We start from the raw sequence: 24,942 nt of genomic DNA, 5'->3' as shown, positions 1-24,942 counted from the left end.
CGGCGGTACCGTCGAACGGTGAGTCTTCTCTTCTCCCCGCTGACCGTCCGGTCCACCACGTTCCGCAACCGCCTCTGGGTCTCCCCCATGTGCATGTACAGCGCCGTCGACGGCGTGGCGCAGGAGTGGCACCACACCCACCTCGCGCAGTTCGCCTCGGGCGGCGCCGGGCTCATCGTGGCCGAGGCCACGGCCGTCGTGCCGGAGGGGCGCATCTCCCCGCGCGACCTCGGGCTGTGGGACGACGCCCAGCGCGACGCCCTCGCCCCGATCGTGCGAGCGATCCACGACCGCGGGGCCGCCGCGGGCATCCAGCTCGCGCACGCCGGGCGGAAGGCCTCCACCTGGTGGCCCTGGGCCGACGAGCGCGGCTCGGTCCCCGCCGACGCGGGCGGATGGACGACCACCGCCCCGTCCGCGGTGGCCTACGAGGGGTTCGCCGCGCCGGTCGCGCTGGACGCGGCGGGCATCGACCGCGTGGTCGACGGGTTCGCCGCGGCGACCCGTCGGGCGCTCGAGGCCGGCTTCGACGTCATCGAGATCCACGGCGCCCACGGCTACCTCCTGCACCAGTTCCTGTCGCCGCTGTCCAACCTCCGCGAGGACGAGTACGGCGGCTCGCTGGAGAACCGGGCCCGGCTGCTGCTGCGCGTCGTGGACGCGGTGCGCGAGGCAGCCGGCGAGGGCGTGCCGGTCTTCGTCCGGATCTCGGCGACGGATCACGCCGAGGGCGGCTTCACGCCCGAGGAGGCGGCGACGGTCGGCGGCTGGGCGACCGCGCGCGGCGCCGACCTCATCGACGTCTCCAGCGGCGGCCTCGTCGCGCACCAGCGCATCAGCGTCTCCCCCGGCTACCAGGTCCCGCTGGCAGAGACCGTCCGCCAGGGCGGGCGGATCCCGGTGTCGGCCGTGGGCCTCATCACCGCCGCCGCCCAGGCCGAGCAGGTGCTCGCCGACGGGGCGGCCGACGCGATCTTCGCCGGACGGGAGTGGCTGCGCGACCCGCACTTCGCGCTCCGGGCCGCGCACGAGCTGGGCGACGAGGTCGCCTGGCCGCCGCAGTACGAACGCGCGCACTGGCGCTGACGCCCACGACGACGGCCGCCGGTCCCCGAGGGAGCCGGCGGCCTTCGCGTGTCCGGATGTCAGTGGCCGCGGACGCGACGGGTCGCGTCCTGCACTTCGCCGACGAGCTCCTCGAGGATGTCCTCCAGGAACAGCACGGCGGTGGTCTCCCCCCGGGCGTCGCGGACCTTGGCGAGGTGGCGACCCGCCCGGCGCATGACGGCGAGCGCGTCCTCCAGATCGGTGTCCTCCTGCACGGGCACCATGTGGTGGATGCGCTTGCCGGGGATCGGCTCGAGCACCTTGGCCTCGGCATCCGGGCCCTCCGAGGCCCGCAGGATGTCCTTGAGGTGGACGTAGCCGATCGGGACGTCCTCGTCGTCGACGATCACGTAGCGCGAGAACCCGTAGCGGGCCACCGCCTTCTCGATGTCGTCGGGCGTGGTCGTCTGCGGCAGCGTGACGAGGTCGCTCAGCGGCACGGCCACGTCGCGCGCCTTCTTGTCGGTGAACTCCACCGCGGCCGTCACCGTGCCCGCGGTGTCCATGAGCACGCCCTCACGGCGCGACTGGTTGACGATGGTCGCGACCTCGTCGAGGGTGAACGTCGACGCCGCCTCGTTCTTCGGCTCCACCCGGAAGAGGCGCAGCACGCCGTTCGCCGCCGCGTTCAGCAGCCAGATCACCGGCATGAACACCTTCGACACCCACACCAGCGGCGTCGCCAGCAGCAGCACGGCCCGGTCCGGAATCGAGAACGCGAGGTTCTTCGGCACCATCTCGCCGAACACGACGTGCAGGAACGACACGATGAGCAGCGCGATCGTGAACGACACGACGTCCACCGCGCCGTCCGACCAGCCCAGCGCGTGCAGCGGCACGGCGAGCAGATGGTGGATGGCGGGCTCGGACACGTTCAGGATGAGCAGCGAGCAGATCGTGATGCCGAGCTGCGAGGTCGCGAGCATGAGCGTCGCGTGCTCCATGGCGTACAGCGCCGTCTTGGCCGGGCGCGACCCGCGCTCCGCCTTCGGCTCGATCTGGGAACGCCGCGCGGAGATCACCGCGAACTCGGCGCCGACGAAGAACGCGTTCGCCGCCAGCAGGACGACGAGCCAGGCGAGGCCTCCCCAATCGCTCACAGGGACACCCCCTCGATGACGACGGCATCCGGTCTCGGGACGTAGCGCACCCGATCCACGCGGCGGCCGTCCATGCGGACCACCTGCAGCGTGCCGCTCTCCAGGGGCACCTCGTCGCCGACGACCGGCACCCGCTCGAGGACGCTCATGACGTAGCCGCCGACCGTGTCGTACACATCGCCCTCCGGCACCTCGACGCCTGCGCGGCTGCGCAGCTCGTCCGGACGCAGCTCGCCGGGGAAGGTCACCCCGTCGCGGTTGCGGATGATGCCGGCCCTCGTCCGGTCGTGTTCGTCGGACACCTCGCCGACGAGCTCCTCCACGAGGTCCTCCAGCGTCACGATCCCCGCCGTCCCGCCGTACTCGTCGACGACGACCGCGAGCTGGTAGCCGCGACCGCGGAGGTCGGAGATCAGCGCGTCGACGTGGGCGGTCTCCGGCACGCGGAGCGGGTCGGTCGCGAGGGCCCCGACGGGCACCTCGGCCCGGCGTTCCCGCGGCACCGAGATGGCGGCCTTGAGGTGCACGACGCCCGTGATGTCGTCGAGGTCCTCGTCGAAGACCGGGAAGCGGCTGTGGCCGGTGCGCCGCGCCAGCTGGATCACGTCGTCGACCGAGTCGCCGGCGGCGATCGCGTGCATGCTCGGGCGCGCCGTCATGACGTCGGCCGCCGTGAGCCGCGAGAACGTGAGCGTGCGGTCCAGCAGCGTCGCGGTGTCGGCCTCCAGCACTCCGGCGCTCGCCGACCGTCGCACGAGGGAGGAGAGCTCCTCCGCGCTACGGGCGCCGGAGAGCTCCTCCTTGGGCTCGATGCCCATGCTGCGCAGCACCCCGTTGGCGCTGCCGTTGAGCACGACCACCGCCGGCTTGAACACGGTCGTGAAGGCGATCTGGAACGGCACGACGAGCTTCGCCGTGGCCAGGGGCAGCGCCAGCGCGAAGTTCTTCGGGACGAGCTCGCCGAGGATCATCGAGAGCACCGTCGCGACGAACATCGCCACCACGGTCGCGATGGGAGCGACGGCGGCTTCCGGGATGTTCCAGGCGACCAGCGTGGGGCGCAGGAGGTTGGACAGCGCCGGTTCCATCGTGTATCCGGTCAGCAGCGTGGTCAGCGTGATGCCGAGCTGTGCGGAGGAGAGATGCGTCGAGGTGTGCCGCAGGGCGCTGATCGTCAGGGAGAGGCGGGACTCGCCTCGCGCCTGCCGCGCTTCCAGATCCGCGCGGTCGAGGTTCACGAGGGCGAACTCGCTCGCGACGAAGAGGCCGGTGCCGACCGTGAGCAGAAGCCCCACGCCCAACATGATGTAGTCCATCAGATCTTCCTCTCCGGGGAGAGAACGGGACGGTGGGGCGATGTTCGGCAACTGGGAGGGTCGTCCATAGTGCGCTCGATTCTACAGAAGCGGACTGTGGTCGCGGCAGGTGATCACCAGCTGACCGGCAGCGCCTTGCCCTCCTCGTAGCCCGCCGCCGACTGCAGTCCCACGAGAGCGCGGTCGTGGAACTCCGGCACGGTCGCGGCCCCGGCGTAGGTGAAGGACGACCGCACGCCCGACGTGATCATGTCGAGCAGGTCCTCGATTCCCGGGCGCAGCGGGTCGAGGTAGATCTTGGAGGAGGAGATGCCCTCGGCGAACAGCTCCTTGCGCGCGCGCTCGTAGGCGTCGAGCCGACCGAACCGCGCCTGCACGGCCTTGGTCGAGGCCATCCCCCACGACTCCTTGAACAGACGACCGTCCGTGTCGCGCTGGAGCTCGCCCGGGGCCTCGATCGTCCCGGCGAACCAGGAGCCGACCATGACGGAGGCCGCACCGGCAGCGAGCGCGAGGGCGACGTCCCGCGGGTAGCGCACCCCGCCGTCGGCCCAGACATGCGCTCCGGCCTCGGCGGCGGCCTGCGCGGTCTCCAGCACCGCGGAGAACTGGGGACGACCGACCGCCGTCATCATCCGCGTCGTGCACATCGCCCCTGGTCCGACGCCGACCTTGAGGATCGAGGCGCCCGCGTCGACGAGATCCCGCACGCCGTCCGCGGTGACGATGTTCCCCGCGACGATGGGGAGCCCGAGCCCGAGGGACGCGACCTCCTGCAGCGCCCGGAGCATGCCCTCCTGGTGGCCGTGCGCGGTGTCGACGACGAGCACGTCCACCCCGGCCGCCGCGAGCGCCTTCGCTTTCGCCCCGACGTCGCCGTTGATGCCGACCGCCGCGGCGACGGCGAGGCGCCCGCCGGCGTCCACGGCCGGCCGGTACAGCGTGGCGCGGAGGGCGCTGCGGGCGCTCAGCGTCCCGACGAGGTGGCCGTGGTGGACGACCGTGACGACCTCGACGTCCGCCTCGGTGATGACGTCGAAGGCGTGCCGTTCGGAGCCGATGTCGTCCGCGTCGATGGACGGCGTGCCCCGGTGCACGAGGTCGCCGAGCTGCGCGTCGGGCAGCGCGGTCGCGAGACGGGTGGCCGGGAGCACCCCGACGATGCGGTCGACGGGGATCGGCGCCGCGCCGGAGGCCACGACGATGCCGTGGCCGGGGGCGGCGGGGAGCAGGCGGAGGGCGTCGGCGACGGTCGCCTCCGGGGGCAGCACGAGCGGCGTGTCCCAGAGCACCGGCTGCCCCTTCACGTCGCGGATCGCGGCGTCGAGCTCCTGGAGCGGGAGGTCCTGCGGCAGCACGCCCAGCGCCCCTCGACGCGCGAGCACGGCGGCGATCCGCGGCCCGGTCACCGAGTTCATGTTCGCGGCGACGAGCGGCAGCGTCGCCGGGGTGCCGTCGTGCGGAGCGAGATCGACCTGGAGGCGACTGGTGACGGCCGAGCGGCGCGGCACCAGGAAGACGTCCGAGTAGGTCAGATCGACGGTCGGCTGCGCACCTGAGAACTCCATGTCTCCACGGTACCCAGATCGGCGCGCCACGGGTCGTGCTGTTCGACGTCTCCTCGGTCGAAACAGGTTAGGCTTGGTGGTCGAGAGTGTGCGGGCCCGAGCGCATCCTGCGTCGTGCGTCCGCATCGGAGATCTTCAGCGATGAAAGAGGGCGATAGAGCGTGTCGAACCAGGTGACCGGCGTCGGTGGCGACGGGGGGTTCGGAGCCAATTCCTGGCTCGTCGAAGAGCTCTACGAGCAGTTCAAGGAGAACCGCGACTCGGTCGACAAGGAGTGGTGGCCCATTCTGGAGAAGTACCACTCCGAGACCACGGCCGCCGGAGGCGCTGCCGCTCCCGCCGCGACCGCGGCCCCGGCGCACCCCGTGACCGCTCCCATCCCCGTGATCGGAGCACAGCCCGTCGCCCGCACCACCGCGAAGCCGGCGGCGGCCGCGCCGATCCCCGCCCAGGCGCCGAAGCCGAAGCAGGAGTCCAAGGAGACGCAGCAGCCGTCCGAAGAGGACAAGGTCACCCCGCTGCGCGGTCTGCCGAAGACCCTCGCCGCGAACATGGACGAATCGCTCACCGTCCCCACCGCGACGAGCGTCCGCACGGTCCCGGCCAAGCTGATGATCGACAACCGCATCGTCATCAACAACCACATGGCCCGCACGCGCGGCGGCAAGGTCAGCTTCACCCACCTCATCGGCTGGGCGCTCATCCGCACCCTCGACGAGTTCCGCAGCCAGAACGTCTTCTACGCCGAGATCGACGGCAAGCCCTCCGTCGTGGCCCCGGCGCACGTCAACCTCGGCATCGCGATCGACCTGCCCAAGCCGGACGGCACCCGCGCCCTCATGGTCCCGAGCATCAAGCGTGCCGACACCATGACCTTCACCGAGTACCTCGCCGCCTATGAGGACCTCGTCACCCGCGCCCGCGCCAACAAGCTCACCGCCGCCGACTTCCAGGGCACCACGGTCTCGCTCACCAACCCGGGCGGCATCGGCACGGTGCACTCGGTCCCGCGTCTCATGAAGGGCCAGGGCTGCATCATCGGCGCCGGCGCCCTCGAGTACCCCGCCGAGTTCCAGGGCGCGAGCGACAAGACGCTCAACGAGCTCGCGATCGGCAAGACCATCACGCTCACGAGCACCTACGACCACCGCGTCATCCAGGGCGCCGGCTCCGGCGAGTTCCTGAAGAAGGTGCACGAGCTGCTCATCGGGCAGCGGGGCTTCTACGACGACATCTTCGCGGCGCTGCGCATCCCGTACGCGCCCATCCGCTGGAACCCCGACATCGCGGTCGACCTCGCCGAGCGCGTCGACAAGCAGTCGCGCGTGCAGGAGCTCATCAACTCCTTCCGCGTGCGCGGCCACCTCATGGCCGACATCGACCCGCTCGAGTACCGTCAGCGCTCGCACCCCGACCTGGAGATCGAGAGCCACGGCCTGACCTTCTGGGACCTCGACCGCGAGTTCGTCACGGGCGGGTTCGGCGGACGCCGCGTCGCCAAGCTCCGCGACATCCTCGGCGTGCTGCGCGACTCGTACTGCCGCACTCTCGGCATCGAGTACATGCACATCCAGGACCCGGAGCAGCGCCGCTGGTTCCAGGAGAAGGTCGAGGTCAAGTACCAGAAGCCCGGCCATGACGAGCAGCTGCGCGTGCTGCGCAAGCTCAACGAGGCCGAGGCCTTCGAGACCTTCCTGCAGACGAAGTTCGTCGGCCAGAAGCGCTTCTCGCTCGAGGGCGGCGAGTCGCTGATCCCCCTCCTCGACGAGATCCTCCAGGGCGCGGCCACGGCCGGTCTGGAGGGCGCCGCGATCGGCATGGCCCACCGCGGCCGCCTGAACGTGCTCACCAACATCGCCGGCAAGACGTACGGCCAGGTCTTCCGCGAGTTCGAGGGCACGCAGACCCCCGGCAACCAGCGCGGCTCGGGCGACGTGAAATACCACCTGGGCACCGAGGGCACGTTCGTCGCCGACGACGGCTCCGCGCTGCCGGTGTACCTCGCCGCCAACCCCTCCCACCTGGAGACGGTCGACGGCGTGCTGGAGGGCATCGTCCGCGCCAAGCAGGACCGCAAGCCCATCGGCACCTTCGCCTGGCTGCCCATCCTCGTCCACGGCGACGCGGCCTTCGCCGGCCAGGGCGTCGTCGTCGAGACCCTGCAGATGTCGCAGCTGCGCGGCTACCGCACGGGCGGCACGATCCATGTGGTCGTCAACAACCAGGTCGGCTTCACCACGACGCCGAGCGACGCCCGCACCTCGGTCTACGCCACCGACGTCGCCAAGACGATCCAGGCGCCGGTCTTCCACGTGAACGGCGACGACCCCGAGGCCGTCATCCACGTCGCGCAGCTCGCGTTCGAGTACCGCGAGCGCTTCCACCGCGACGTCGTGATCGACCTCGTCTGCTACCGCCGACGCGGGCACAACGAGGGCGACGACCCCTCGATGACGCAGCCGCTGATGACCGACCTCATCCAGGCGAAGCGCTCCGTCCGCCGCCTGTACACGGAGTCCCTCGTCGGTCGCGGCGACATCACCGAGGAGGAGTACGACGAGGCCAAGGCCGACTTCCAGAACCGTCTGGAGATCGCCTTCGCCGAGACGCACGCCGCCGAGACCGGCGCGACCCCGATCGCCCCCGAGGAGGCCCCGCAGGTCGAGGACCAGGTCGGAGCCCCCGAGGTCACCGGTGTCCCCGCCGAGGTCATCCGCCTCATCGGCGACGCGTTCGTGAACAAGCCCGAGGGCTTCACGGTGCACCCGAAGATCCAGCAGCTGCTGGAGAAGCGCCTGGACATGAGCCGCAACGGGAACATCGACTGGGGCTTCGGCGAGCTGCTCGCCTTCGGCTCGCTCCTGGTCGAGGGCACCCCGGTGCGCCTCGCCGGCCAGGACTCGCGACGCGGGACCTTCGTGCAGCGGCACGCGGCGCTCCACGACCGTGCGAACGGCCAGGAGTGGCTGCCGCTGTCGAACCTGTCCGACGCGCAGGGCCGCTTCTTCGTCTACGACTCCCTCCTCAGCGAGTACGCCGCGCTCGGCTTCGAGTACGGCTACTCCGTGGAGGCGCCGGAGGCCCTGGTCCTGTGGGAGGCGCAGTTCGGCGACTTCGTCAACGGCGCCCAGTCGGTCATCGACGAGTACATCTCCGCCGCGGAGCAGAAGTGGGGTCAGCAGTCCAGCGTCACGCTCCTGCTCCCCCACGGCTACGAGGGCCAGGGACCGGACCACTCCTCCGCACGCATCGAGCGGTTCCTGCAGCTGTGCGCGCAGGACAACATGATCGTGGCCCGTCCATCGACCCCGGCGTCGCACTTCCACCTGCTGCGCCGGCAGGCCTACGCCCGCCCGCGCAAGCCGCTCATCGTGTTCACGCCGAAGGCCATGCTGCGTCTGCGCGGCGCGACGAGCCCGGTGGAGGCGTTCACCGGGGGCCGCTTCGAGCCGGTCCTCGACGACGACCGCGGTCTCGACCGTTCCGCCGTGAAGCGCGTGCTCGTGCACAGCGGCAAGGTGCACTGGGACCTCCGCGCCGAGCTGGAGAAGAACCCGAACCCGGAGATCGCCCTGGTGCGTCTGGAGCAGCTCTACCCGACGCCTATCGACGAGCTGAAGAAGATCACCGACTCGTACCCGAACGCCGAGCTCGTGTGGGTGCAGGAGGAGCCGGAGAACCAGGGCGCCTGGCCGTTCCTGGCTTTGGCCTTCGCGGACGTCCCCGGCGACCGCTCGTTCCGCCCGGTCTCGCGTCCGGCGTCGGCCTCGCCGGCGACGGGATCGTCCAAGGTGCACGCGACCGAGCAGGCCGCGCTCATCCGCGCGGCGGTCACCCTGGGCTGACCGCCTCTCTGACGACGAAGGGCGCCCCGGCTTCGGCCGGGGCGCCCTTCTCGGTCCGTGGGTCAGTACCAGATGTCGAGGGAGGGCGCCGGGAAGGCGACGAACGCACGGTCCAGTGCCTCGACGGCGTCCACCGGGCCCGTGATCCGGCCCGCTCCGTGCAGCGCGGCGACGCGGATGCTGCCGGCGTAGATCGACGAGAGCGCGGAGACGTCGAGGACGAGGTCCGCCTGGGCGCCCGGAGCGTCCTCGATGTGCGCTCGCCCCTCCGCGTCGACGCGCAGGCGCCAGGTGCCCGCGGCGAATCCCAGGGGGTCCTCGATACGGAGCACGGTGTCCAGGGGCGCGGCGTAGGTCCGGGCCGTGAGCGCGGCGGGGACGTCCAGGACGCGGAGCCAACCGTGGTCGTGAACCTCCTGGGTGACGCCGCGCGGGTCCGCGACCAGCCACGGCAGGGCGTCGTCGAGCGGTCGGAGATCGGCGGTCACCTCGTCGACGAGGTCGTGCTGCAGCGCGAACCGCCACAGCGCAGCCGTCGCTTCCGCCGTCTCGCCGACGAGCAGGCGCACGTGCGCTGCGAACCGGAACGTGCCGCCGCGCTCGCTGAGGTGGAAGGCCATCACGCCGCGCACCTGACCGGACTCGTCGCGATAGCGGACGCCGCGCACCCGATCCCGGTCGGTGTCGGTGCTCGCGAGCCCGCTGATGCCCGCCCAGCGGGCCGCCCACCCCGGGACCTGACCGGACCGCGCGGTACGGGCGCGCTCGTGCGCCTCCGCCAGCGCCTCGGCGAGCTCCTCGCGCTCGAGGTACTCCACGCGGCCGGCCGGGACGGGGCCCGCCCAGCCGGCGCGGCGCACATCCACGGTGAACCGCGCCACGGGGACGGCGGAGCCGAAGCCGTACCGGCCGTAGATCGTCGCCTCGGACACCGTGAGGCCCGCGACGGGGAGGCCGGCATCGACGGCGGCGCGCAGCTCCCCCTCCAGCAGGGCACGCGCGATGCCACGGCGGCGGTGCGTGCCGGCTACGGTGACCCCGCTGATCGCCCACATCCCGATCTCGCCGCCGGGGATCGTCAGCGGCGTCACCCAGGAGTCGATGGTCGCCACCGGGAAGCGGTCGGCCGGGGCGTCGGGCTCGTACACGCCGATGTTGCGCCGGCTCCTCAGCGTGCCCACGCCCTCCTCACGAGCCGCCTCCGAGGGGTCGGCGCCGAGGAACCCGCGGGCCATCGCCCGCTGGAAGGCGGCGACGCGCGTGGAATCCGTCGTATCGAGGACCCGGTACTCGAGGCCCTCCCCCGCGAGGCGGTCGACGGACGTCTGGTCAGCGGGGATCCCGCGCGCATCGATGAGGGCCATGCACACAGCCTACGGGCGGTCTCCGACGCTCCGCGCCCCGGGGGCGCTCAGTGCTGCGCGGCCTGGACCTCGCGGAGCCGGGCGAACACCTGGTCGCGCAGCTCCTCCGGAGCGGTCTCCTTGCAGGCGCGGGCGATGACCTCGGTGAGGGTCGTCGCCACCAGAGCCTCGTCCCGGCACGCCGGGCAGTTCTCCAGGTGCTCGCGGATCTCGGCGTGCTCGGTCTTGCACACCTCGTTGCGGAGGTACTCCTCCAGATCCTGACGGGCCTTGTCGCAGCCGCAGTCGCTCATTTCTTGCTCCTCGGGTCAGCCGCGGCGATTCCCCGCTCCGCGGCGTAGTCGGCCAGCAGCTCCCGCAGCATCCGCCTGCCACGGTGCAGACGGCTCATCACGGTGCCGATGGGGGTCTTCATGATGTCGGCGATCTCCTGGTACGCGAAGCCCTCGACGTCAGCGAGGTACACCGCGAGCCGGAAGTCCTCCGGAACCGCCTGCAGCGCGTCCTTCACGACCGACGCCGGCATGCGGTCGATGGCCTCCGCCTCCGCCGACCGGCTGTGCGAAGCGGTGGTCGACTCCGCGCCGCCGAGCTGCCAGTCCTCGAGCTCGTCGATGGTGCCCTGGAAGGGCTCGCGCTGCCGCTTGCGGTAGATGTTGATGTACGTGTTGGTGAGGATGCGGTACAGCCACGCCTTGAGATTCGTGCCCTGCGCGAACGTCGACCACGAGCCGTAGGCCTTGACGAAGGTCTCCTGCACGAGATCGGCAGCGTCAGCGGGATTGCGCGTCATGCGCATCGCGGCGGCGTAGAGCTGGTCCATGAAGGGGAGCGCCTGCTCCTCGAACTCGCGCCGAGGGTCGCCGACGGTGGCTGCGGTTGCGGTGTCGTCCATCACCGGCCAGTCTAGGCGGCTGAGGTCGATCACCTCGCGTTCCAGCGTCGCAGGCATCCTCTTCCCTTCGCACGGGGGCCGCCTCTCACGAGGACGGCGTTGCGTTTACTAAGGTGAGAACCGATGAGCGCCAAAAGGTATTCCCCCACCCGTGTGCAGGGCGCCTACCCCGCGCCCACGATCGACGGCCCGGTGCACGCCGAGCTCACGATCCCCGGCTCCAAGTCCCTCACGAACCGCGAACTCCTCATCGCGGCGATCGCGGACGGCCCCGGCCGCCTGATCGCGCCGCTGCACTCCGACGACTCGCAGCGCATGGTGGAGGCCCTCCGCGCACTCGGCGTCGGCATCGAGGAGGTCGACGCCGGTCATGAGTTCGGTCCCGACCTCGTGATCACGCCCGGCAAGCTCCGCGGCGGCACGACGATCGACTGCGGCCAGGCCGGGACCGTCATGCGCTTCATCGCGCCGCTGGCGGGCCTCGCGGAGCAGGACGTCCACCTCACCGCGCACGAGACGGCTCTGCACCGGCCCATGGGCGGGCTCATCAGCGCCCTGCGCGACCTCGGCGTCGACATCGACGACGAGGGCACCTGGGCCCTCCCGTTCACCATCCGCGGCCACGGCCACATCCGCGGCGGTCGCGTGGAGATCGACGCGTCGGCCTCCAGCCAGTTCGTGTCCGGGCTGCTGCTCGCGGCCCCGCGCTTCGACGTCGGCCTGCACCTCGTGCACACGGGCGAGCGGCTGCCGAGCCTGCCGCACATCGACATGACCATCGAGGCCCTGAGCCGCCGCGGCATCCGCATCGAGCGCCCCGCCGTGGGCGAATGGCTGGTGGAGGCCGGAGTCCCCCGTGCCAAGGAGATCCCGATCGAGCCGGATCTCTCCAATGCCGCCCCGTTCCTGGCGGCGGCCCTCGTCGCCGGAGGCTCCGTCGCGATCACCGGCTGGCCGGCGCACTCGACCCAGCCCGGAGCGCTGCTCCCCGAGATCCTGCAGGCGGCGGGTGCACACGTCAGCCGTCACGCCGGCGTGCTCACCGTGCGGGCCGGATCCGGAATCCGTGGACTGGATCTCGATCTCTCCGCCGCCAGCGAGCTGACGCCGACCCTCGTCGGTCTCGCGGCCTTCGCCGACGGCCCCACGACCATCCGCGGCATCGGACACATCCGCCTCCACGAGACCGACCGGATCGCGGCGCTCGTCGGGAACCTGCGCGCGCTCGGCGGAACCGCCGAGGAGCTCCCCGACGGCATCCGCATCGTTCCCGGTCCGCTCCGGGGCGGCACCTGGGCCGCGCACCACGACCATCGGATGGCGACGACCGGCGCGCTGATCGGCCTCCGCGTCCCCGACGTGGTCATCGACGACATCGGCACCACCGCCAAGACCCTCCCGGAGTTCACGATGCTCTGGGAGCGGATGCTGCGAGGCTGACGGGTGAGCTGGCTGAACGACGACGACGACCTCGAGGACGACTTCGAGGACTACGACGAGAGCAGCATCCGCACCCGACCGAACCCGAAGGCCAACCGGCCGCGCACCAAACGCCGTCCTGCGCACGAGGATGCGCAGATCGGCCGCGTCCTCGGCGTCGACCGGGGCCGGTACTCCGTCCTCCTCGACGAGGACACCCCGCAGGAGCGCACGATCACGGCCGCCCGCGCACGAGAGCTGCGGCGCACGCCGATCGTCACGGGCGACCGGGCCCGCGTCGTCGGTGACACCTCGGGCGACGAGGGCACGCTCGGCCGGATCGTGGGCATCGTCGAGCGCACCTCGCTCCTCCGCCGCAGCGCCGACGACACCGACGAGGTCGAGCGGGTGATCGTCGCGAACGCCGACCAGATGCTCGTCGTCGTCGCGGCGGCCGACCCCGAGCCCCGCGCCCGTCTCGTGGACCGCTACCTCGTCGCCGCCCTGGATGCCGGGATCCGTCCCCTCCTCGTCGTGACGAAGACCGATCTCGCCGACCCCGCGCCGTTCCTCGCGCACTTCGAGGGCCTCGATCTCCGGGTCTTCACGAGCGCACAGGACGAGATGCCGGTCGACGAGATCGGCGCCGCGCTCATCGGCCACTCGACGGTGTTCGTCGGACACTCCGGTGTCGGCAAGTCGACGTTGGTGAACGCCCTGGTGCCCACCGCGGGCCGCGCCACCGGACACGTGAACCAGGTCACCGGCCGCGGGCGACACACCTCCTCCTCCACCGTCTCGCTGCGCTACGAGAGCGCCGACGGCTCCGGCTGGGTCATCGACACCCCCGGCGTCCGCTCCTTCGGCCTCGGGCACGTCGACCCCGCGAACATCCTCGCCGCCTTCACCGAGCTCGCCGTCATCGCCGAGGACTGCCCGCGCGGCTGCACCCACCTCCCCGACGCGCCGGACTGCGCCCTCATCGAGGCGGCGGAGCGCGGCGAGCTGAGCGAGACGGGGCGCGCCCGGCTGGACTCCCTGCAGCGCCTCCTGCAGACCTTCGCCGACAAGGCGGAGCAGCCCCCCGGACGATAGGCTGGACGGGTGACCGAACGCCTGGAAACCGGAACCGCCGCCCCCGACTTCTCCCTGCTCGACCAGGACGGGAACACCATCCGCCTGGCCGACCTCCGCGGCACGAAGACGGTGCTGTACTTCTACCCGGCTGCCATGACGCCGGGGTGCACGACGGAGGCCTGCGACTTCCGCGACAGCATCTCGTCGCTGCAGGGCGCCGGGTATCAGGTCGTCGGCGTCTCGCGGGACGAGCCGGCGAAGCTCGCCGCCTTCCGCGACCGCGACGGCCTCACGTTCCCGCTGCTCAGCGACCCCGACCACGCGGTGCACGAGGCGTACGGCGCCTGGGGCGAGAAGATGAACTACGGCAAGCTCGTCGAAGGTGTGATCCGCTCGACGTTCGTCCTCGACGAGGAGGGCATCATCACGAGCGCGCAGTACAACGTGAAGGCCACGGGCCACGTCGCGCGGCTGCGCAAGCAGCTCGGCATCGACGCCTGACGGGTCGGGTCCCGCTCACTCCGCTTCGCGGCGTGAGCCCTCCCGGCGTGCGCTCGCGATGAGGAGTGCGAAGCCCGCGACGGCCGGGATGCCGAGTCCGAGCACGAAGGCCCACGGGATGGGCGGCAGCGTGAGGGCTCCGAGCGCCAGGGCGATCGCGAGGACCTGGAACACCACGCCCCCGGATCGCGCCCAGGAGCGTCCCGCGCGGGTGCCGAACGCGAAGGCCGCGAGTGCGGCGGCGCCGATCAGCGTCAGGACGATGAGAGCGATGGCCGTCGGCAGCGACGCGGCGTCCCCCGCCCCGAGTCCGGCCATCTCGATCGCGGCGAACACGAGCAGGGCGACGGCTTCCACCGCCAGCACGGCGGCGGCGGCGCGGGCGATTCCCGGTGCGCGCACGGGTGTCCTCCCGGGGATCGAATGACGAGAAAACCCTTGATTTCAGGGTATTCATGTAACAGAATAGAGAAAGTCATGTGCTCCCACAGCGGCGTGGGGCGAACGTTCGCGTTCGCATCACAATCAGCGGGCATCCGCCCGTATCTCAACAGGGTAGCGGAACCCGAACCGTCACCCGAATCGAGAGGTCGCATCGCGACATCTCATGAAATCCACACCGAGGAGCCCCCATGGACTGGCGTGACAAGGCCGCCTGCCTGACCGTCGACCCCGAACTGTTCTTCCCCGTCGGGAACACCGGCCCGGCCGTCGACCAGATCGAGAAGGCCAAGACGGTCTGCGCGACCTGCACGGTCACCGAGATCTGCCTGCAGTACGCCCTGGAGACCAGCCAGGACTCCGGCGTCTGGGGCGGCCTCTCCGAGGACGAGCGTCGCGCTCTCAAGCGTCGCGCGGCCCGCGCCCGCCGCGCCTCCTGAGATTCACGGAAGCGGCCTGAGACCCGGTCTCAGGCCGCTTCTGCGTGCACGGGCGGGCTCAGCGCTCCAGCCAGCGCAGCGGGATGTCGATGACCACCTCGGTGCCCTCGCCCTCGCTCCCCTGCCAGTCGATGGTGCCGCCGAGCTCGCCCTGGATGAGGGTGCGGATGATCTGCGTCCCCAGACCCTGCCCCACCCGACCCTCGGGAAGCCCGTGACCGGTGTCGCGCACCGTCACCCGGAGGTTGTCCTCCGTGCGCTTCGCATCGATCGTGACGACGCCCTCCTGTCCGGCGAGACCGTGCTCGACGGCGTTCGTCACGACCTCCGTCAGCGCCAGCGCCAGCGGGGTGGCGTACTCGCTGGGGAGCACACCGAAACGCCCCGTGGACTGCGTGCGCGCTCGGGTGTTCGGCGCCGAGGCGACCTCGGCGACGAGCTTGAGGACCCGGTGGAAGACCTCGTCGAAGTCGACCTTCTGCGTGAGGCCCTGCGCGAGCGTGTCATGCACGACCGCGATGGCGTCCACGCGGCGCATGGCCTGGGTGAGGGCGTCGCGCGCCTCGTCGGAGTGCGTGCGCCGCGCCTGGATCCGCAGCAGCGAGGCGACCGTCTGCAGATTGTTCTTCACCCGGTGGTGAATCTCGCGGATCGTCGCGTCCTTGGTGATGAGCTCCTGCTCCTGGTGACGCAGCTCCGAGACGTCGCGGCAGAGCACGATGGCGCCGATGCGCGTGCCGTGGTCCTTCAAGGGGATGGCACGGAGCGAGACGGTCACGCCCCGCGCCTCGATGTCCGTGCGCCAGGGCGCCCGTCCGGTCACGACCACGGGCAGGGACTCGTCGACCTGACGGGACGGCGGCACGAGCCGGGTGGTCACCTCCGCCAGGGACTCCCCCTCCAGCTCGTCGTCGAATCCCATCCGGTTGAACGCGGAGAGCGCGTTCGGGCTCGCGAACGTGGTGATGCCGTCGACGTCGATGCGGATCAGGCCGTCCGACGCACGGGGCGCCCCGCGTCGAGGCGACGTCGGCGCGGCCGGGTCGGGGAAGCTCCCGTCGGCGATCATCCGGAACAGGTCGTTGGCGCACTCGTCGAAGGTGATCTGCTGACGGGAAGGGGTGCGGACCTCTCCGAGATTCGTGTGCCGCGTCACCACGCCGATCACGCGGGGAGCCTTGTCCTCTCCGCGACGCTCGATCACGATCGGCACCGCACGCACCCGCGTCGGCGTCTCCTCGAACCAGTCCGGCGAGGACGAGTCCACGATCTCCGCGGACTCGAAGGCGCCCTGCACCTGCGTCCGCCACTGGGGCCGCACGCGCTCGCCGACGATGTCGCGGTAGAACAGCGTCGCCGCGCCACTGGGCCGCGCGTGCGCGACGGCGATGAAGGAGCCGTCCTCGGTCTGGATCCACAGGACGATGTCGGCGGAGGCGAGGTCGGCGAGGAGCTGTCCGTCACCGGCGAGCCGATGCAGCCACTCCACGTCGTCGTCGGTCAGAAGGCCCTGGGCCTGGGCGAGATCACTGAGGGTTGACACCTCCCCAGCCTAGAGTCCCGCACCTCAGAGGATGGCGAGCGACGTCGCGCGCCACCGGTGGTCGAGCCCTTCCAGCCGGAGGGCCACCGCGCGCGTGCGCCCCGGCCCCGCCACCACGACGACCGCCTCGACGATGCCGTCGCGCGGATGGGTCACCCGAACGGTGCGGATGACGAAGGTCGGCCGGGCCGGCGGCACCCCGCGTGCGCTGCGGGCGCGAGCGGCGAGGTTCGCACGGGTGACGAGGCTGCGGTACGCCTCCTCGCTGAACCACCGCGCCAGCTGATCCACCTCGCGGATCCCGGCGAGCGCCTCGAGCGCGCCCCGTGTGAGGCTCCGGACCAGGAGCGCGGGGTCGGGAAGCTGATCGGCGGGGGTGGGCTGTGGTCCGAAGAACTCGGCCAGCATCATCGGGTTCTCCCCTCGAAGGCGTCGGCGAGACGTCAGTAGACCACGGCGTGGACCGCCGGCGGGGACGACGGCGAAGGTCTGTGGACAACCCGTACACGACGGTGCCGATGTGGATAACTCGGGTGCGGCAGCGCGCGGCCGTACGCTCGGTCGGATGCACTGGGAATCCCTCTTCGACGACCTGGAAGGGCAGCTCGCCGCGGAATGGGAGGCGGAACGCGCCGCTCGCGACGCCGAGTCCGAGCGCCTCCGCATCGCCCGGCTCGATCTCCGCTCGCGTCTGCGGCACCTGTGCGCGGCGCAGGCCGAGGCGATCCTCCACCTCGCCGACGGCGCCAGGGTGCCCGTGGGGCTGCGGTCGCTGGGGGTGGACTGGGTGGCCGCGCTCCCCCGGGTGCCGCAGGGCACACGGCTGCAGAGCGCCGTCCTGCTGGTCCCGGTGGCGGCGGTGCGCGGGCTCACGGTCGACCACGGGGCGATGCTGGCGAGCCTCGCCGCGGAGAGCCCCGGCGCGCCGACGCTGCGCGAGCGGATGACCTTGGGCTTCGTGCTCCGCGACCTCGCCCGGCGTCGCCTCCCCGTGCAGCTCCGGCTACTGGTCGGGGACGACCTGCACGGCACCATCGACCGTGCCGCCGTCGATCACCTGGATCTCGCCGAGCACGACAGCGGCGCTGCCCGCCGCGCGGATGCGGTGCACGGCTTCCGGATGGTGCCGTACGCCGCGCTCTCCGCGGTGCGCGTCCTCGGCACCGCGTCGATCTGAACGCTCACGCGAAGGGCGTGACCGAACGACCCCAGAGCTCCGGGAAGCTGGCCGCCTGCGACTGCCGCCACAGCGCCATGCGCCGCGCCTCCTCCGTCTGCGCGGCGAGATACTCCTCGATGCTCGGCTCCTCGATGCGCCACCGGGCGGGTGCCCCGAGCGGGGCGCCGCGCAGATGCCCGGCGTGCACGAGGGCGATCACCTCGTCGATGTCGATGCTCAGCAGCTCGGCGACCTGGGCGGGCGCGAGGAAACGGGGGGTCTGCGGGTGCGGGGGTGTCATGCCCTCATTCTGGGCGGCCGTCCGGCACGGTGTCGGGGATCGGCGGGACCTTGTGGATAACTCGGTCGCCCCGGACGGCGTTTCTGTGACGATGTCGCCATGGCCCCGCTCTTCCGCTCCCCTCGTCGCCGCCTCCGGGGTGACCTCCGCTTCGCGGTCGGCATCGTCCTCGTGCTCGCCTCGGTCGCCGGCGTCTGGTCCATCGTCACCGCTGCGGACCAGGCGAGTCCCGTGCTCCAGGCCCGGCGCACGATCGTCCGCGGCGAGGTCCTCCGTGCCTCCGACTTCCAGACCGTCGACGTGGCGCTCGGGGCGGTCTCCGACGACTACCTCCGGCCGGAGCAGCTCGCCGCGGGGCGGATCGCGGCCCGCACCCTGACGAAGGGCGAGCTCCTGCCGCGGACAGCGACGGCCGGAGCGGAGAGCAGCCGCACGACCACGGTCGTCGTCGAGAGCAGCGTCGCTCTGCCGGAGGATGTGGCGACCGGCACGGAGGTCGAGGTCTGGCAGGCGCCGCTGCGCGACGACGGCCGCTCCCACGATGAGCCGCGCATCCTCGTCGGGGACGTCGCCGTCCGCACCGTCCTCGAACCGGACGGGCTCCTCGCCGACGGGGCGGCGGAGGTCGAGATCGTGATCGACCGCAGCGACGTCGCCGCCGTGCTGGGCGCGGTCACCGGCGGGGCGGCGCTCTCCGTGATCCCCGTCGGGTCCGGATCATGAGCGTCGTCCTCCTGGCCGTGGCCGCGCCCCGCGTGGATTCGCTCGTGGCGGAGCTGGAGTGGGAGGGCATCACGGGGATAGCCTTGCCGTCCGCCGCGCCCGCGGCCCTCATCGCGCGCCTGCAGCCGGACGTGGAGGCGGTGGTGGTATCCGCGACCAGGGAGACGCTGACGGCCGAGCTGCGGGCGGCCTGCGACCGCGCGGGCGTCCGCATCCTCACGCTCGGCGACCCGGAGAGCCGAGCGGTGGCCCGGCTCGGGCTCGCCCCGCCACTGCGCACCGATGCGGCGGGCTGGGAGATCGCCGCGGCGCTGTCCGCGGATGCGCTCGACGCCCCGCGGCTGCCGGTCTCCCCGTCGCGCATCACGACGGTCTGGGGCCCGCACGGGGCGCCCGGACGGTCGACGGTCGCGATCCAGCTCGCCGTCGAGCTCGCCCGTCGCGGTCGGCGGACAGCCCTGGCCGATGCGGACACCGTGGCTCCCTCGCTCGCCCTGCTCCTGGGCATGGACGACGACGCCCCGGGGCTCGCCGGAGCCTGCCGCCGCGCGGGAACCGGGGCGCTGGATCCCGCGGAGCTCTCCCGGCTCTCGGTCCGGCTGCTCGCCGGCGGCACCGAGGTCGACGTGCTCGCCGGGCTCAACCGTCCGAGCCGCTGGCCGGAGCTGTCGGATGCGCGGCTGCGGGCGACCCTCGAGGCCTGCCGCACCTGGCGGGACGAGACGATCGTCGACGTCTCCGCGGCGATCGACGCCGACGACGAAGCCACCCACGATGTCGTCGGCCCCCGTCGGCACGCCGCGACCACCGCGGCCCTGGGCGCAGCGGACCGGGTCGTGGCGGTGGCTCCCGCCGACCCGGTGGGGATCAGTCGTTTCCTCCGCGACCACGCCGAGGTCCGCCGCCTCGTGGGGCGGACGCCGATGACGGTGGTCGTGAATCAGGTGCGACCGGGACCCCTCGGCCTCGACGCCCGGAGTCAGATCCGTCGCACGCTGGAGCGGTTCGCCGGCCTCACCGACATCGCCTTCCTGCCCTACGACCGTCGTGCCGTCGATGCGGCGCTGCTCCACGCCCGGCCGATCTCCGACGTCGCCCCGCGCTCGACGATGGTCGCCGCCGTGCGCCGGCTGGCGGCCGACCTCGATGCGTCCGTGCCCGGGGAGGCTACTGCCGGTAGCTCGACAGGAAGTTCCCGAGGCGCTCGACGGCTTCGCTCAGCACTCGCGGCTCTGGCAGGGTCACGAGGCGCAGGTGATCCGGCGTCGGCCAGTTGAAGCCCGTCCCCTGCACGAGCAGGATGTGCTCGGATACTAGCAGGTCGTAGACGAGCTTGGCGTCGTCGCGGATCTCGTGCACGTTCGGGTCCAGTCGCGGGAAGGCGTAGAGCGCACCCTGGGGCTTCACGCAGGACACGCCGGGGATGGCCTCGAGCCCCTCCCAGGCGATGTCGCGCTGCTCGTGGAGCCGCCCGGTCGGGGCGATCAGGGCGTCGATCGACTGGACCCCGGACAGCGCCGCCTGGACGGCGTGCTGCGCCGGGACGTTCGGGCAGAGCCGGGTCGAGGCCAACAGCGTGATGCCCTCGATGAAGCCCTTGGCGTGGTCCTGCGGTCCCGTGACGACCATCCAGCCGGACCGGTAGCCGGCCACGCGGTACGTCTTGGAGAGCCCGTTGAACGTGAGGCAGAGCAGGTCGGGGGCCAGGGTCGCCGTCGGGATGTGCACGGCGTCGTCGAACAGGATGCGGTCGTAGATCTCGTCGGAGAGGATGAGCAGCTGGTGCTCGCGCGCGATCTGCACGAGGCCCTCCAGCACCTGCCGGGAGTAGACCACGCCGGTGGGGTTGTTCGGGTTGATGATCACGAGCGCCTTGGTCCGCGGCGTGATCTTGGACCGGATGTCCTCGAGGTCGGGCTGCCAGCCCTGCTCCTCGTCGCAGAGGTAGTGCACGGGCGTGCCGCCCGCGAGGCTCGTCATGGCCGTCCAGAGCGGGTAGTCGGGAGCGGGGATGAGGACCTCGTCCCCCTCGTCCAGTAGCGCCTGCATGGTCATGGTGATCAGCTCGGAGACGCCGTTGCCGAGGTACACGTCGTCGGGATCGAAACGGGGGAACCCGTCGATCTCCTCGTACCGGCTCACGACGGCACGCCGGGCGGAGATGATGCCCTTGCTGTCGCTGTAGCCGTGGGCCGTGGGGAGCGCCGCGAGCATGTCGTGCACGATCTGGTGCGGGGCGTCGAAGCCGAAGATCGCGGGGTTGCCGGTGTTGAGCTTGAGGATCCGGTGGCCCTCTGCTTCCAATCGCGCCGCCTCGACGAGGGCGTTTCCGCGGATCTCGTACAGGACGTTCTTGAGCTTCGACGACTGGTCGAAGGTGCGCGATGGTGTCATCGATCAAGCCTACAGGGACGACAGGAGGGCCAATCCGCACGGACTGGCCCTCCTCGTCACCCGAAGGCTACTTCTTCTTCTTGCTCTGCGCGCGCCGCTGCTCGCGGTTGCCCGCCGCCGGGGCGGCCGGCTCCGTGCGCTGGCCGAAGGCGCCGCGCGGGGCCTCCTCCGGCTCGGCCTGCTGCGGAGCCTGCGCCCGGGCCGCGGCCTGGCGCATCCGGTCGGTCGCGGCCTGCTGGACCTGCCCGCGGTCGTTGCGGACCTCGACCTCGCCGGCGTCGTTCGCCGCCGAGTACTCCAGGCGCTGCTCTCCACCGTCGGTGGCGAGCCCCTTGGCCTCGACCTCCGCCGTCTCGGCGTCGCCGGCGCGACGGACCTCGACCTCGAGGTTGTAGAGGTAGCCGACCGACTCCTCCTTGATCTGGCCCATCATCGACTGGAACATCGCGTAACCCTCGCGCTGGTACTCGATGAGCGGATCGCGCTGCGCCATCGCCCGGAGGCCGATGCCGTCCTTGAGGTAGTCCATCTCGTACAGGTGGTCGCGCCAGCGGCGGTCGAGCACCTGCAGGACGACGCGACGCTCGAGCTCCCGGGTCGCGGCCTCGCCCAGCGACTCCTCGCGCTTCTCGTAGGCGATCTTCGCGTCCGACAGCAGCTCACGCGTCAGGCCCTCGGCGGTGATGCCGCCCTTGCGTCCTGCGGCCTCCGACACGACCTCGTCGATCGTGACGCTCACCGGGTACAGCGTCTTCAGCTCGGTCCAGAGGGCGTCGAAGTCCCAGCTCTCGTTGTGGCCCTCGCCGGTGTGGTCCTTCACGACGCCGCTGATCGCGTCCTCGATGAAGTGCTGCACCCGATCGGCGATGTCGTCGCCCTGGAGGATGTGGCGGCGGTCGGCGTAGATCGCCTCGCGCTGACGGTTGAGGACGTCGTCGTACTTGAGGACGTTCTTGCGCATCTCGGCGTTGCGGGCCTCGACCTGCGACTGGGCGCTGCGGATCGCCCGGGACACGAGACCCGACTCGATCGGCACGTCGTCGGGGAAGTTCGTGCGGGCGAGGATCGCCTCGGCGGCGCCGGACTGGAACAGCCGCATGAGGTCGTCGGTGAGGCTCAGGTAGAAGCGGCTCTCGCCGGGGTCGCCCTGACGACCGGACCGACCGCGCAGCTGGTTGTCGATGCGGCGCGACTCGTGGCGCTCGGTGCCGAGCACGTAGAGGCCACCGGCCTCGATGACCTTCTCGGCCTCCTCCTCGACGACCTTCTTCATGGTCTCGTAGGTCTCGTCCCAGGCGACCTCGTACTCCTCCGGCGTCTCCACCGGGTCGAGTCCCTTCGCCTTCAGCTCCTGCACCGCGAGGAACTCGGCGTTTCCGCCGAGCATGATGTCGGTGCCTCGGCCGGCCATGTTCGTCGCGACCGTGACGGCGCCGAGGCGGCCGGCGCGGGCGACGATCTCCGCCTCACGGGCGTGGTTCTTCGCGTTCAGGACCTCGTGCTTAACGCCCTTCTTGGCGAGCAGGCGCGACAGGTACTCGCTCTTCTCGACGCTGGTGGTGCCGACCAGCACCGGCTGCCCGCTCGCGTGGCGCTCGGCGATGTCCTCCACGACCTGCGCGAACTTCGCCGCCTCGTTCTTGTACACCAGGTCCGGCTGGTCCTTGCGGATCATCGGCTTGTTGGTGGGAATCGGGATGACGCCGAGCTTGTACGTCGACATGAACTCGGCGGCCTCGGTCTCGGCCGTACCGGTCATGCCGGCGAGCTTGTCGTAGAGGCGGAAGTAATTCTGCAGAGTGACGGTGGCGAGGGTCTGGTTCTCGGCCTTGACCGGCACCCCCTCCTTCGCCTCGATCGCCTGGTGGATGCCCTCGTTGTAGCGGCGTCCGACGAGGATGCGTCCGGTGTGCTCGTCGACGATCATGACCTCGTCGTTCATGACGACGTAGTCGGTGTCCTTCTTGAACAGCGCGAGCGCCTTGATCGAGTTGTTCAGGAACGAGATGAGCGGCGTGTTGGCGGACTCGTAGAGGTTGTCGATGCCGAGGTAGTCCTCGACCTTCTCGATGCCCGGCTCCAGGACGCCGACGGTGCGCTTCTTCTCGTCGACCTCGTAGTCCTCGCCGGCGACGAGCGTGCGCGCGATCTTGGCGAACTCCGCGAACCAGCGGTTCGCCTCGCCGGACGACGGTCCGGAGATGATGAGCGGCGTGCGGGCCTCGTCGATGAGGATGGAGTCCACCTCGTCGACGATCGCGAAGAAGTGCTCGCGCTGGACGAGGTCCTCCTTGCGCCAGGCCATGTTGTCGCGGAGGTAGTCGAAGCCGAACTCGTTGTTCGTGCCGTAGGTGATGTCGGCCGCGTACTGCTCGCGGCGCACGGCGGGTGTCTGGCCGGAGACGATGATGCCCGTCGTCATGCCGAGGGCGCGGTAGACGCGGCCCATGAGCTCCGCCTGGTAGCTCGCGAGGAAGTCGTTCACGGTGATGACGTGCACGCCCTTGCCCGCGATGGCGTTCAGATAGGCGGGGAAGGTGGCGACGAGGGTCTTGCCCTCACCGGTCTTCATCTCGGCGATGTTCCCGAGGTGGAGGGCGGCACCACCCATGATCTGCACGTCGTAGGCGCGCATGCCGAGCGTCCGCTTTGCGGCCTCGCGCACCGCGGCGAAGGCCTCGGGCATGAGCTGGTCGAGCGTCTCACCCTTCTCGTAGCGGGCGCGCAGCTCGGCGGTCTCGTTGCGCAGCTCGTCGTCCGTGAGCTGGGAGATGTCCTCCTCGAGGGCGTTCACCGCCTTCACCACCTGGTTCAGACGGCGGATGATCCGCCCCTCACCTGCGCGCAGCAGCTTCTCAAGAGGATTCGCCACGGATGTCATCTCCCTGTCATTGGGTCATTCGCCGGCCGCCGTGAGGCGAGCGCCAGGCATACTTTGCCATGTTACCGGCCTGTGACCTCCACGTCGCCTGCATGGGTCCGCCGCGCCGCGTCCGGGAAATTGCCGGGTATGCATATACTCGGCACTGCTTTCCATCCGCCATCCTCGGGAGACCGGTCATGTCCGTACGCCAGAGCCTGCTCGCCATCCTCGACCAGGGCCCCTGCTACGGCTACCAGCTCCGCCACGAATTCGACCGCCGGACCGGATCGACCTGGCCGCTCAACGTCGGCCAGATCTACAACACCCTGGAGCGGCTCGAGCGGGACGGACTGGTCCAGCGCGGGGAGGCCGACGACCACGGTCACGTGTACTGGCGCATCACGCCCGCGGGCTCGGCCGAGGCGGCACGCTGGCTCACCACCCCCGTGCTCCGCGCTCCCGCGACGCGCGAGGAGCTCGCCGTGAAGCTCGCCGTCGCGGCCACGCTGCCCGGAGTCGATGCCGCCGCCATCCTCCGCAGCCAGCGGGACGCCTCGCGGCAGCGGCTCGAGGACCTGCGGCGCACGCCCTCCCCCGGCCTCGCCGCCGGCAGCCCCGAGGATCTCGCGTGGTCCCTCGTCCTCGACTCGCTCGTCTGCGCCGCGGAGGCCGAACTCCGGTGGCTCGACCAGGCGGAGGCCCGACTCGCGCAACACCCCCATCCCGAGATGGCCCTGGAGCTGACCACCGAACGCCCCAAGCGAGGACGCCCCGCGAAGGCGACGCCCTCCCCCGTCGCCCTCCCCGCCTGACGCACCAGCCGACGATGCCCGCCGTTCGCCTGGAGCGGATGCTCAGCCCGCGCACGCGCCCGGGAAACTAGGAT

General features: G+C 71.2%; 22 protein-coding genes. 10 read left to right on the top strand and 12 right to left on the bottom strand.

Annotated features, from left to right (window positions below):
* Nucleotides 1–18 precede the first annotated feature (18 nt).
* Nucleotides 19–1,086, top strand: coding sequence for an NADH:flavin oxidoreductase/NADH oxidase (locus B7W94_RS13830; RefSeq protein ID WP_085607189.1), 1,068 nt, complete (start codon nucleotides 19–21; stop codon nucleotides 1,084–1,086).
* A 59-nt stretch (nucleotides 1,087–1,145) separates the two neighbouring features.
* Here the strand turns inward: B7W94_RS13830 and B7W94_RS13825 are convergent, their stop codons facing one another.
* The 3 genes from B7W94_RS13825 to B7W94_RS13815 all read right to left on the bottom strand — a co-directional run bounded on the left by B7W94_RS13825 (nucleotide 1,146) and on the right by B7W94_RS13815 (nucleotide 5,091).
* Nucleotides 1,146–2,207 carry a hemolysin family protein gene (locus B7W94_RS13825; protein ID WP_025103069.1) on the bottom strand — a complete coding sequence of 354 codons (1,062 nt, stop codon included), beginning with the start codon at nucleotides 2,205–2,207 and terminating at the stop codon, nucleotides 1,146–1,148.
* Nucleotides 2,204–3,523, bottom strand: coding sequence for a hemolysin family protein (locus tag B7W94_RS13820; protein ID WP_085607187.1), 1,320 nt, complete (start codon nucleotides 3,521–3,523; stop codon nucleotides 2,204–2,206). Before B7W94_RS13820 ends, B7W94_RS13825 begins: the two co-directional genes overlap by 4 nt.
* Nucleotides 3,524–3,636: 113 nt before the next feature.
* Nucleotides 3,637–5,091: a GuaB1 family IMP dehydrogenase-related protein gene (locus B7W94_RS13815; RefSeq protein ID WP_085607185.1), complete on the bottom strand. Its 1,455-nt coding sequence runs from the start codon at nucleotides 5,089–5,091 to the stop codon at nucleotides 3,637–3,639.
* Nucleotides 5,092–5,252: 161 nt separating this feature from the next.
* Between B7W94_RS13815 and B7W94_RS13810 the strand changes: the two genes are divergently transcribed.
* Nucleotides 5,253–8,936 (top strand): multifunctional oxoglutarate decarboxylase/oxoglutarate dehydrogenase thiamine pyrophosphate-binding subunit/dihydrolipoyllysine-residue succinyltransferase subunit, encoded by a 3,684-nt coding sequence (locus B7W94_RS13810; protein ID WP_025103066.1) that lies wholly within the window; start codon nucleotides 5,253–5,255, stop codon nucleotides 8,934–8,936.
* Between the two features lie 62 nt (nucleotides 8,937–8,998).
* On the opposite strand, the gene B7W94_RS13805 is transcribed toward B7W94_RS13810, so the two are convergent.
* From B7W94_RS13805 to B7W94_RS13795, 3 genes are read right to left on the bottom strand one after another with little or no spacing between them, the layout of a single operon-like run.
* Entirely contained in the window at nucleotides 8,999–10,300 is a 1,302-nt protein-coding gene (locus B7W94_RS13805) for a GNAT family N-acetyltransferase (protein WP_085607183.1), read from the bottom strand.
* Nucleotides 10,301–10,347: 47 nt separating this feature from the next.
* Nucleotides 10,348–10,593: a zf-HC2 domain-containing protein gene (locus B7W94_RS13800; RefSeq protein WP_025103064.1), complete on the bottom strand. Its 246-nt coding sequence runs from the start codon at nucleotides 10,591–10,593 to the stop codon at nucleotides 10,348–10,350.
* Entirely contained in the window at nucleotides 10,590–11,195 is a 606-nt protein-coding gene (locus tag B7W94_RS13795) for a sigma-70 family RNA polymerase sigma factor (RefSeq protein ID WP_200839056.1), read from the bottom strand. The genes B7W94_RS13800 and B7W94_RS13795 overlap by 4 nt, the downstream gene beginning before the upstream one ends.
* A gap of 123 nt (nucleotides 11,196–11,318) precedes the next feature.
* Here B7W94_RS13795 and aroA point away from each other — a divergent pair, with 123 nt between their 5' ends.
* From aroA to bcp, 3 genes are read left to right on the top strand one after another with little or no spacing between them, the layout of a single operon-like run.
* A complete protein-coding gene (gene aroA / locus B7W94_RS13790; protein WP_085607181.1) occupies nucleotides 11,319–12,635 on the top strand; it encodes a 3-phosphoshikimate 1-carboxyvinyltransferase in 1,317 nt (438 codons plus the stop codon).
* Nucleotides 12,636–12,638: 3 nt separating this feature from the next.
* Nucleotides 12,639–13,709: a ribosome small subunit-dependent GTPase A gene (gene rsgA / locus B7W94_RS13785; RefSeq protein ID WP_085607179.1), complete on the top strand. Its 1,071-nt coding sequence runs from the start codon at nucleotides 12,639–12,641 to the stop codon at nucleotides 13,707–13,709.
* Nucleotides 13,710–13,718: 9 nt separating this feature from the next.
* The gene (bcp, locus tag B7W94_RS13780; protein ID WP_025103060.1) at nucleotides 13,719–14,192 is read left to right on the top strand and encodes a thioredoxin-dependent thiol peroxidase; all 474 of its coding nucleotides are present in this window, start codon (nucleotides 13,719–13,721) and stop codon (nucleotides 14,190–14,192) included.
* Between the two features lie 15 nt (nucleotides 14,193–14,207).
* Here the strand turns inward: bcp and B7W94_RS13775 are convergent, their stop codons facing one another.
* Nucleotides 14,208–14,594 (bottom strand): hypothetical protein, encoded by a 387-nt coding sequence (locus B7W94_RS13775; RefSeq protein WP_085607177.1) that lies wholly within the window; start codon nucleotides 14,592–14,594, stop codon nucleotides 14,208–14,210.
* Nucleotides 14,595–14,824: 230 nt separating this feature from the next.
* Between B7W94_RS13775 and B7W94_RS13770 the strand changes: the two genes are divergently transcribed.
* The gene (locus B7W94_RS13770) at nucleotides 14,825–15,073 is read left to right on the top strand and encodes a WhiB family transcriptional regulator (protein WP_017203224.1); all 249 of its coding nucleotides are present in this window, start codon (nucleotides 14,825–14,827) and stop codon (nucleotides 15,071–15,073) included.
* 58 nt (nucleotides 15,074–15,131) lie between these two features.
* Here the strand turns inward: B7W94_RS13770 and B7W94_RS13765 are convergent, their stop codons facing one another.
* Nucleotides 15,132–16,616, bottom strand: coding sequence for a sensor histidine kinase (locus B7W94_RS13765; protein WP_025103058.1), 1,485 nt, complete (start codon nucleotides 16,614–16,616; stop codon nucleotides 15,132–15,134).
* Between the two features lie 24 nt (nucleotides 16,617–16,640).
* Nucleotides 16,641–17,027: an Rv3235 family protein gene (locus B7W94_RS13760; protein ID WP_062766506.1), complete on the bottom strand. Its 387-nt coding sequence runs from the start codon at nucleotides 17,025–17,027 to the stop codon at nucleotides 16,641–16,643.
* 154 nt (nucleotides 17,028–17,181) lie between these two features.
* Here B7W94_RS13760 and B7W94_RS13755 point away from each other — a divergent pair, with 154 nt between their 5' ends.
* On the top strand, nucleotides 17,182–17,793 hold the full coding sequence (locus tag B7W94_RS13755; protein WP_085607175.1) for a hypothetical protein: 612 nt from the start codon (nucleotides 17,182–17,184) through the stop codon (nucleotides 17,791–17,793).
* Between the two features lie 4 nt (nucleotides 17,794–17,797).
* Here B7W94_RS13755 and B7W94_RS13750 read toward each other — a convergent pair whose 3' ends face one another.
* Nucleotides 17,798–18,076, bottom strand: coding sequence for a helix-turn-helix domain-containing protein (locus tag B7W94_RS13750; protein ID WP_085607173.1), 279 nt, complete (start codon nucleotides 18,074–18,076; stop codon nucleotides 17,798–17,800).
* Nucleotides 18,077–18,175: 99 nt separating this feature from the next.
* On the opposite strand from B7W94_RS13750, the gene B7W94_RS13745 reads away from it, so the two are divergent.
* Nucleotides 18,176–18,799 carry an SAF domain-containing protein gene (locus tag B7W94_RS13745; RefSeq protein ID WP_085607171.1) on the top strand — a complete coding sequence of 208 codons (624 nt, stop codon included), beginning with the start codon at nucleotides 18,176–18,178 and terminating at the stop codon, nucleotides 18,797–18,799.
* Nucleotides 18,796–20,076: an AAA family ATPase gene (locus tag B7W94_RS13740; protein ID WP_085607169.1), complete on the top strand. Its 1,281-nt coding sequence runs from the start codon at nucleotides 18,796–18,798 to the stop codon at nucleotides 20,074–20,076. The genes B7W94_RS13745 and B7W94_RS13740 overlap by 4 nt, the downstream gene beginning before the upstream one ends.
* Here B7W94_RS13740 and B7W94_RS13735 read toward each other — a convergent pair.
* Together B7W94_RS13735 and secA are read right to left on the bottom strand one after the other, a co-directional pair.
* A complete protein-coding gene (locus tag B7W94_RS13735; RefSeq protein WP_062635128.1) occupies nucleotides 19,967–21,193 on the bottom strand; it encodes a pyridoxal phosphate-dependent aminotransferase in 1,227 nt (408 codons plus the stop codon). The genes B7W94_RS13740 and B7W94_RS13735 overlap by 110 nt on opposite strands.
* Nucleotides 21,194–21,260: 67 nt before the next feature.
* Nucleotides 21,261–24,065 (bottom strand): preprotein translocase subunit SecA, encoded by a 2,805-nt coding sequence (gene secA, locus B7W94_RS13730; protein WP_025103051.1) that lies wholly within the window; start codon nucleotides 24,063–24,065, stop codon nucleotides 21,261–21,263.
* Between the two features lie 188 nt (nucleotides 24,066–24,253).
* On the opposite strand from secA, the gene B7W94_RS13725 reads away from it, so the two are divergent.
* On the top strand, nucleotides 24,254–24,868 hold the full coding sequence (locus tag B7W94_RS13725; protein ID WP_085607167.1) for a PadR family transcriptional regulator: 615 nt from the start codon (nucleotides 24,254–24,256) through the stop codon (nucleotides 24,866–24,868).
* Nucleotides 24,869–24,942 lie beyond the last annotated feature (74 nt).

Source organism: Microbacterium sp. LEMMJ01, from assembly GCF_002114135.1.
Lineage (GTDB): Bacteria > Actinomycetota > Actinomycetes > Actinomycetales > Microbacteriaceae > Microbacterium.
Note: the sequence above shows the minus strand (reverse complement) of the source record. Positions and strands in the feature narration are given on the sequence as shown.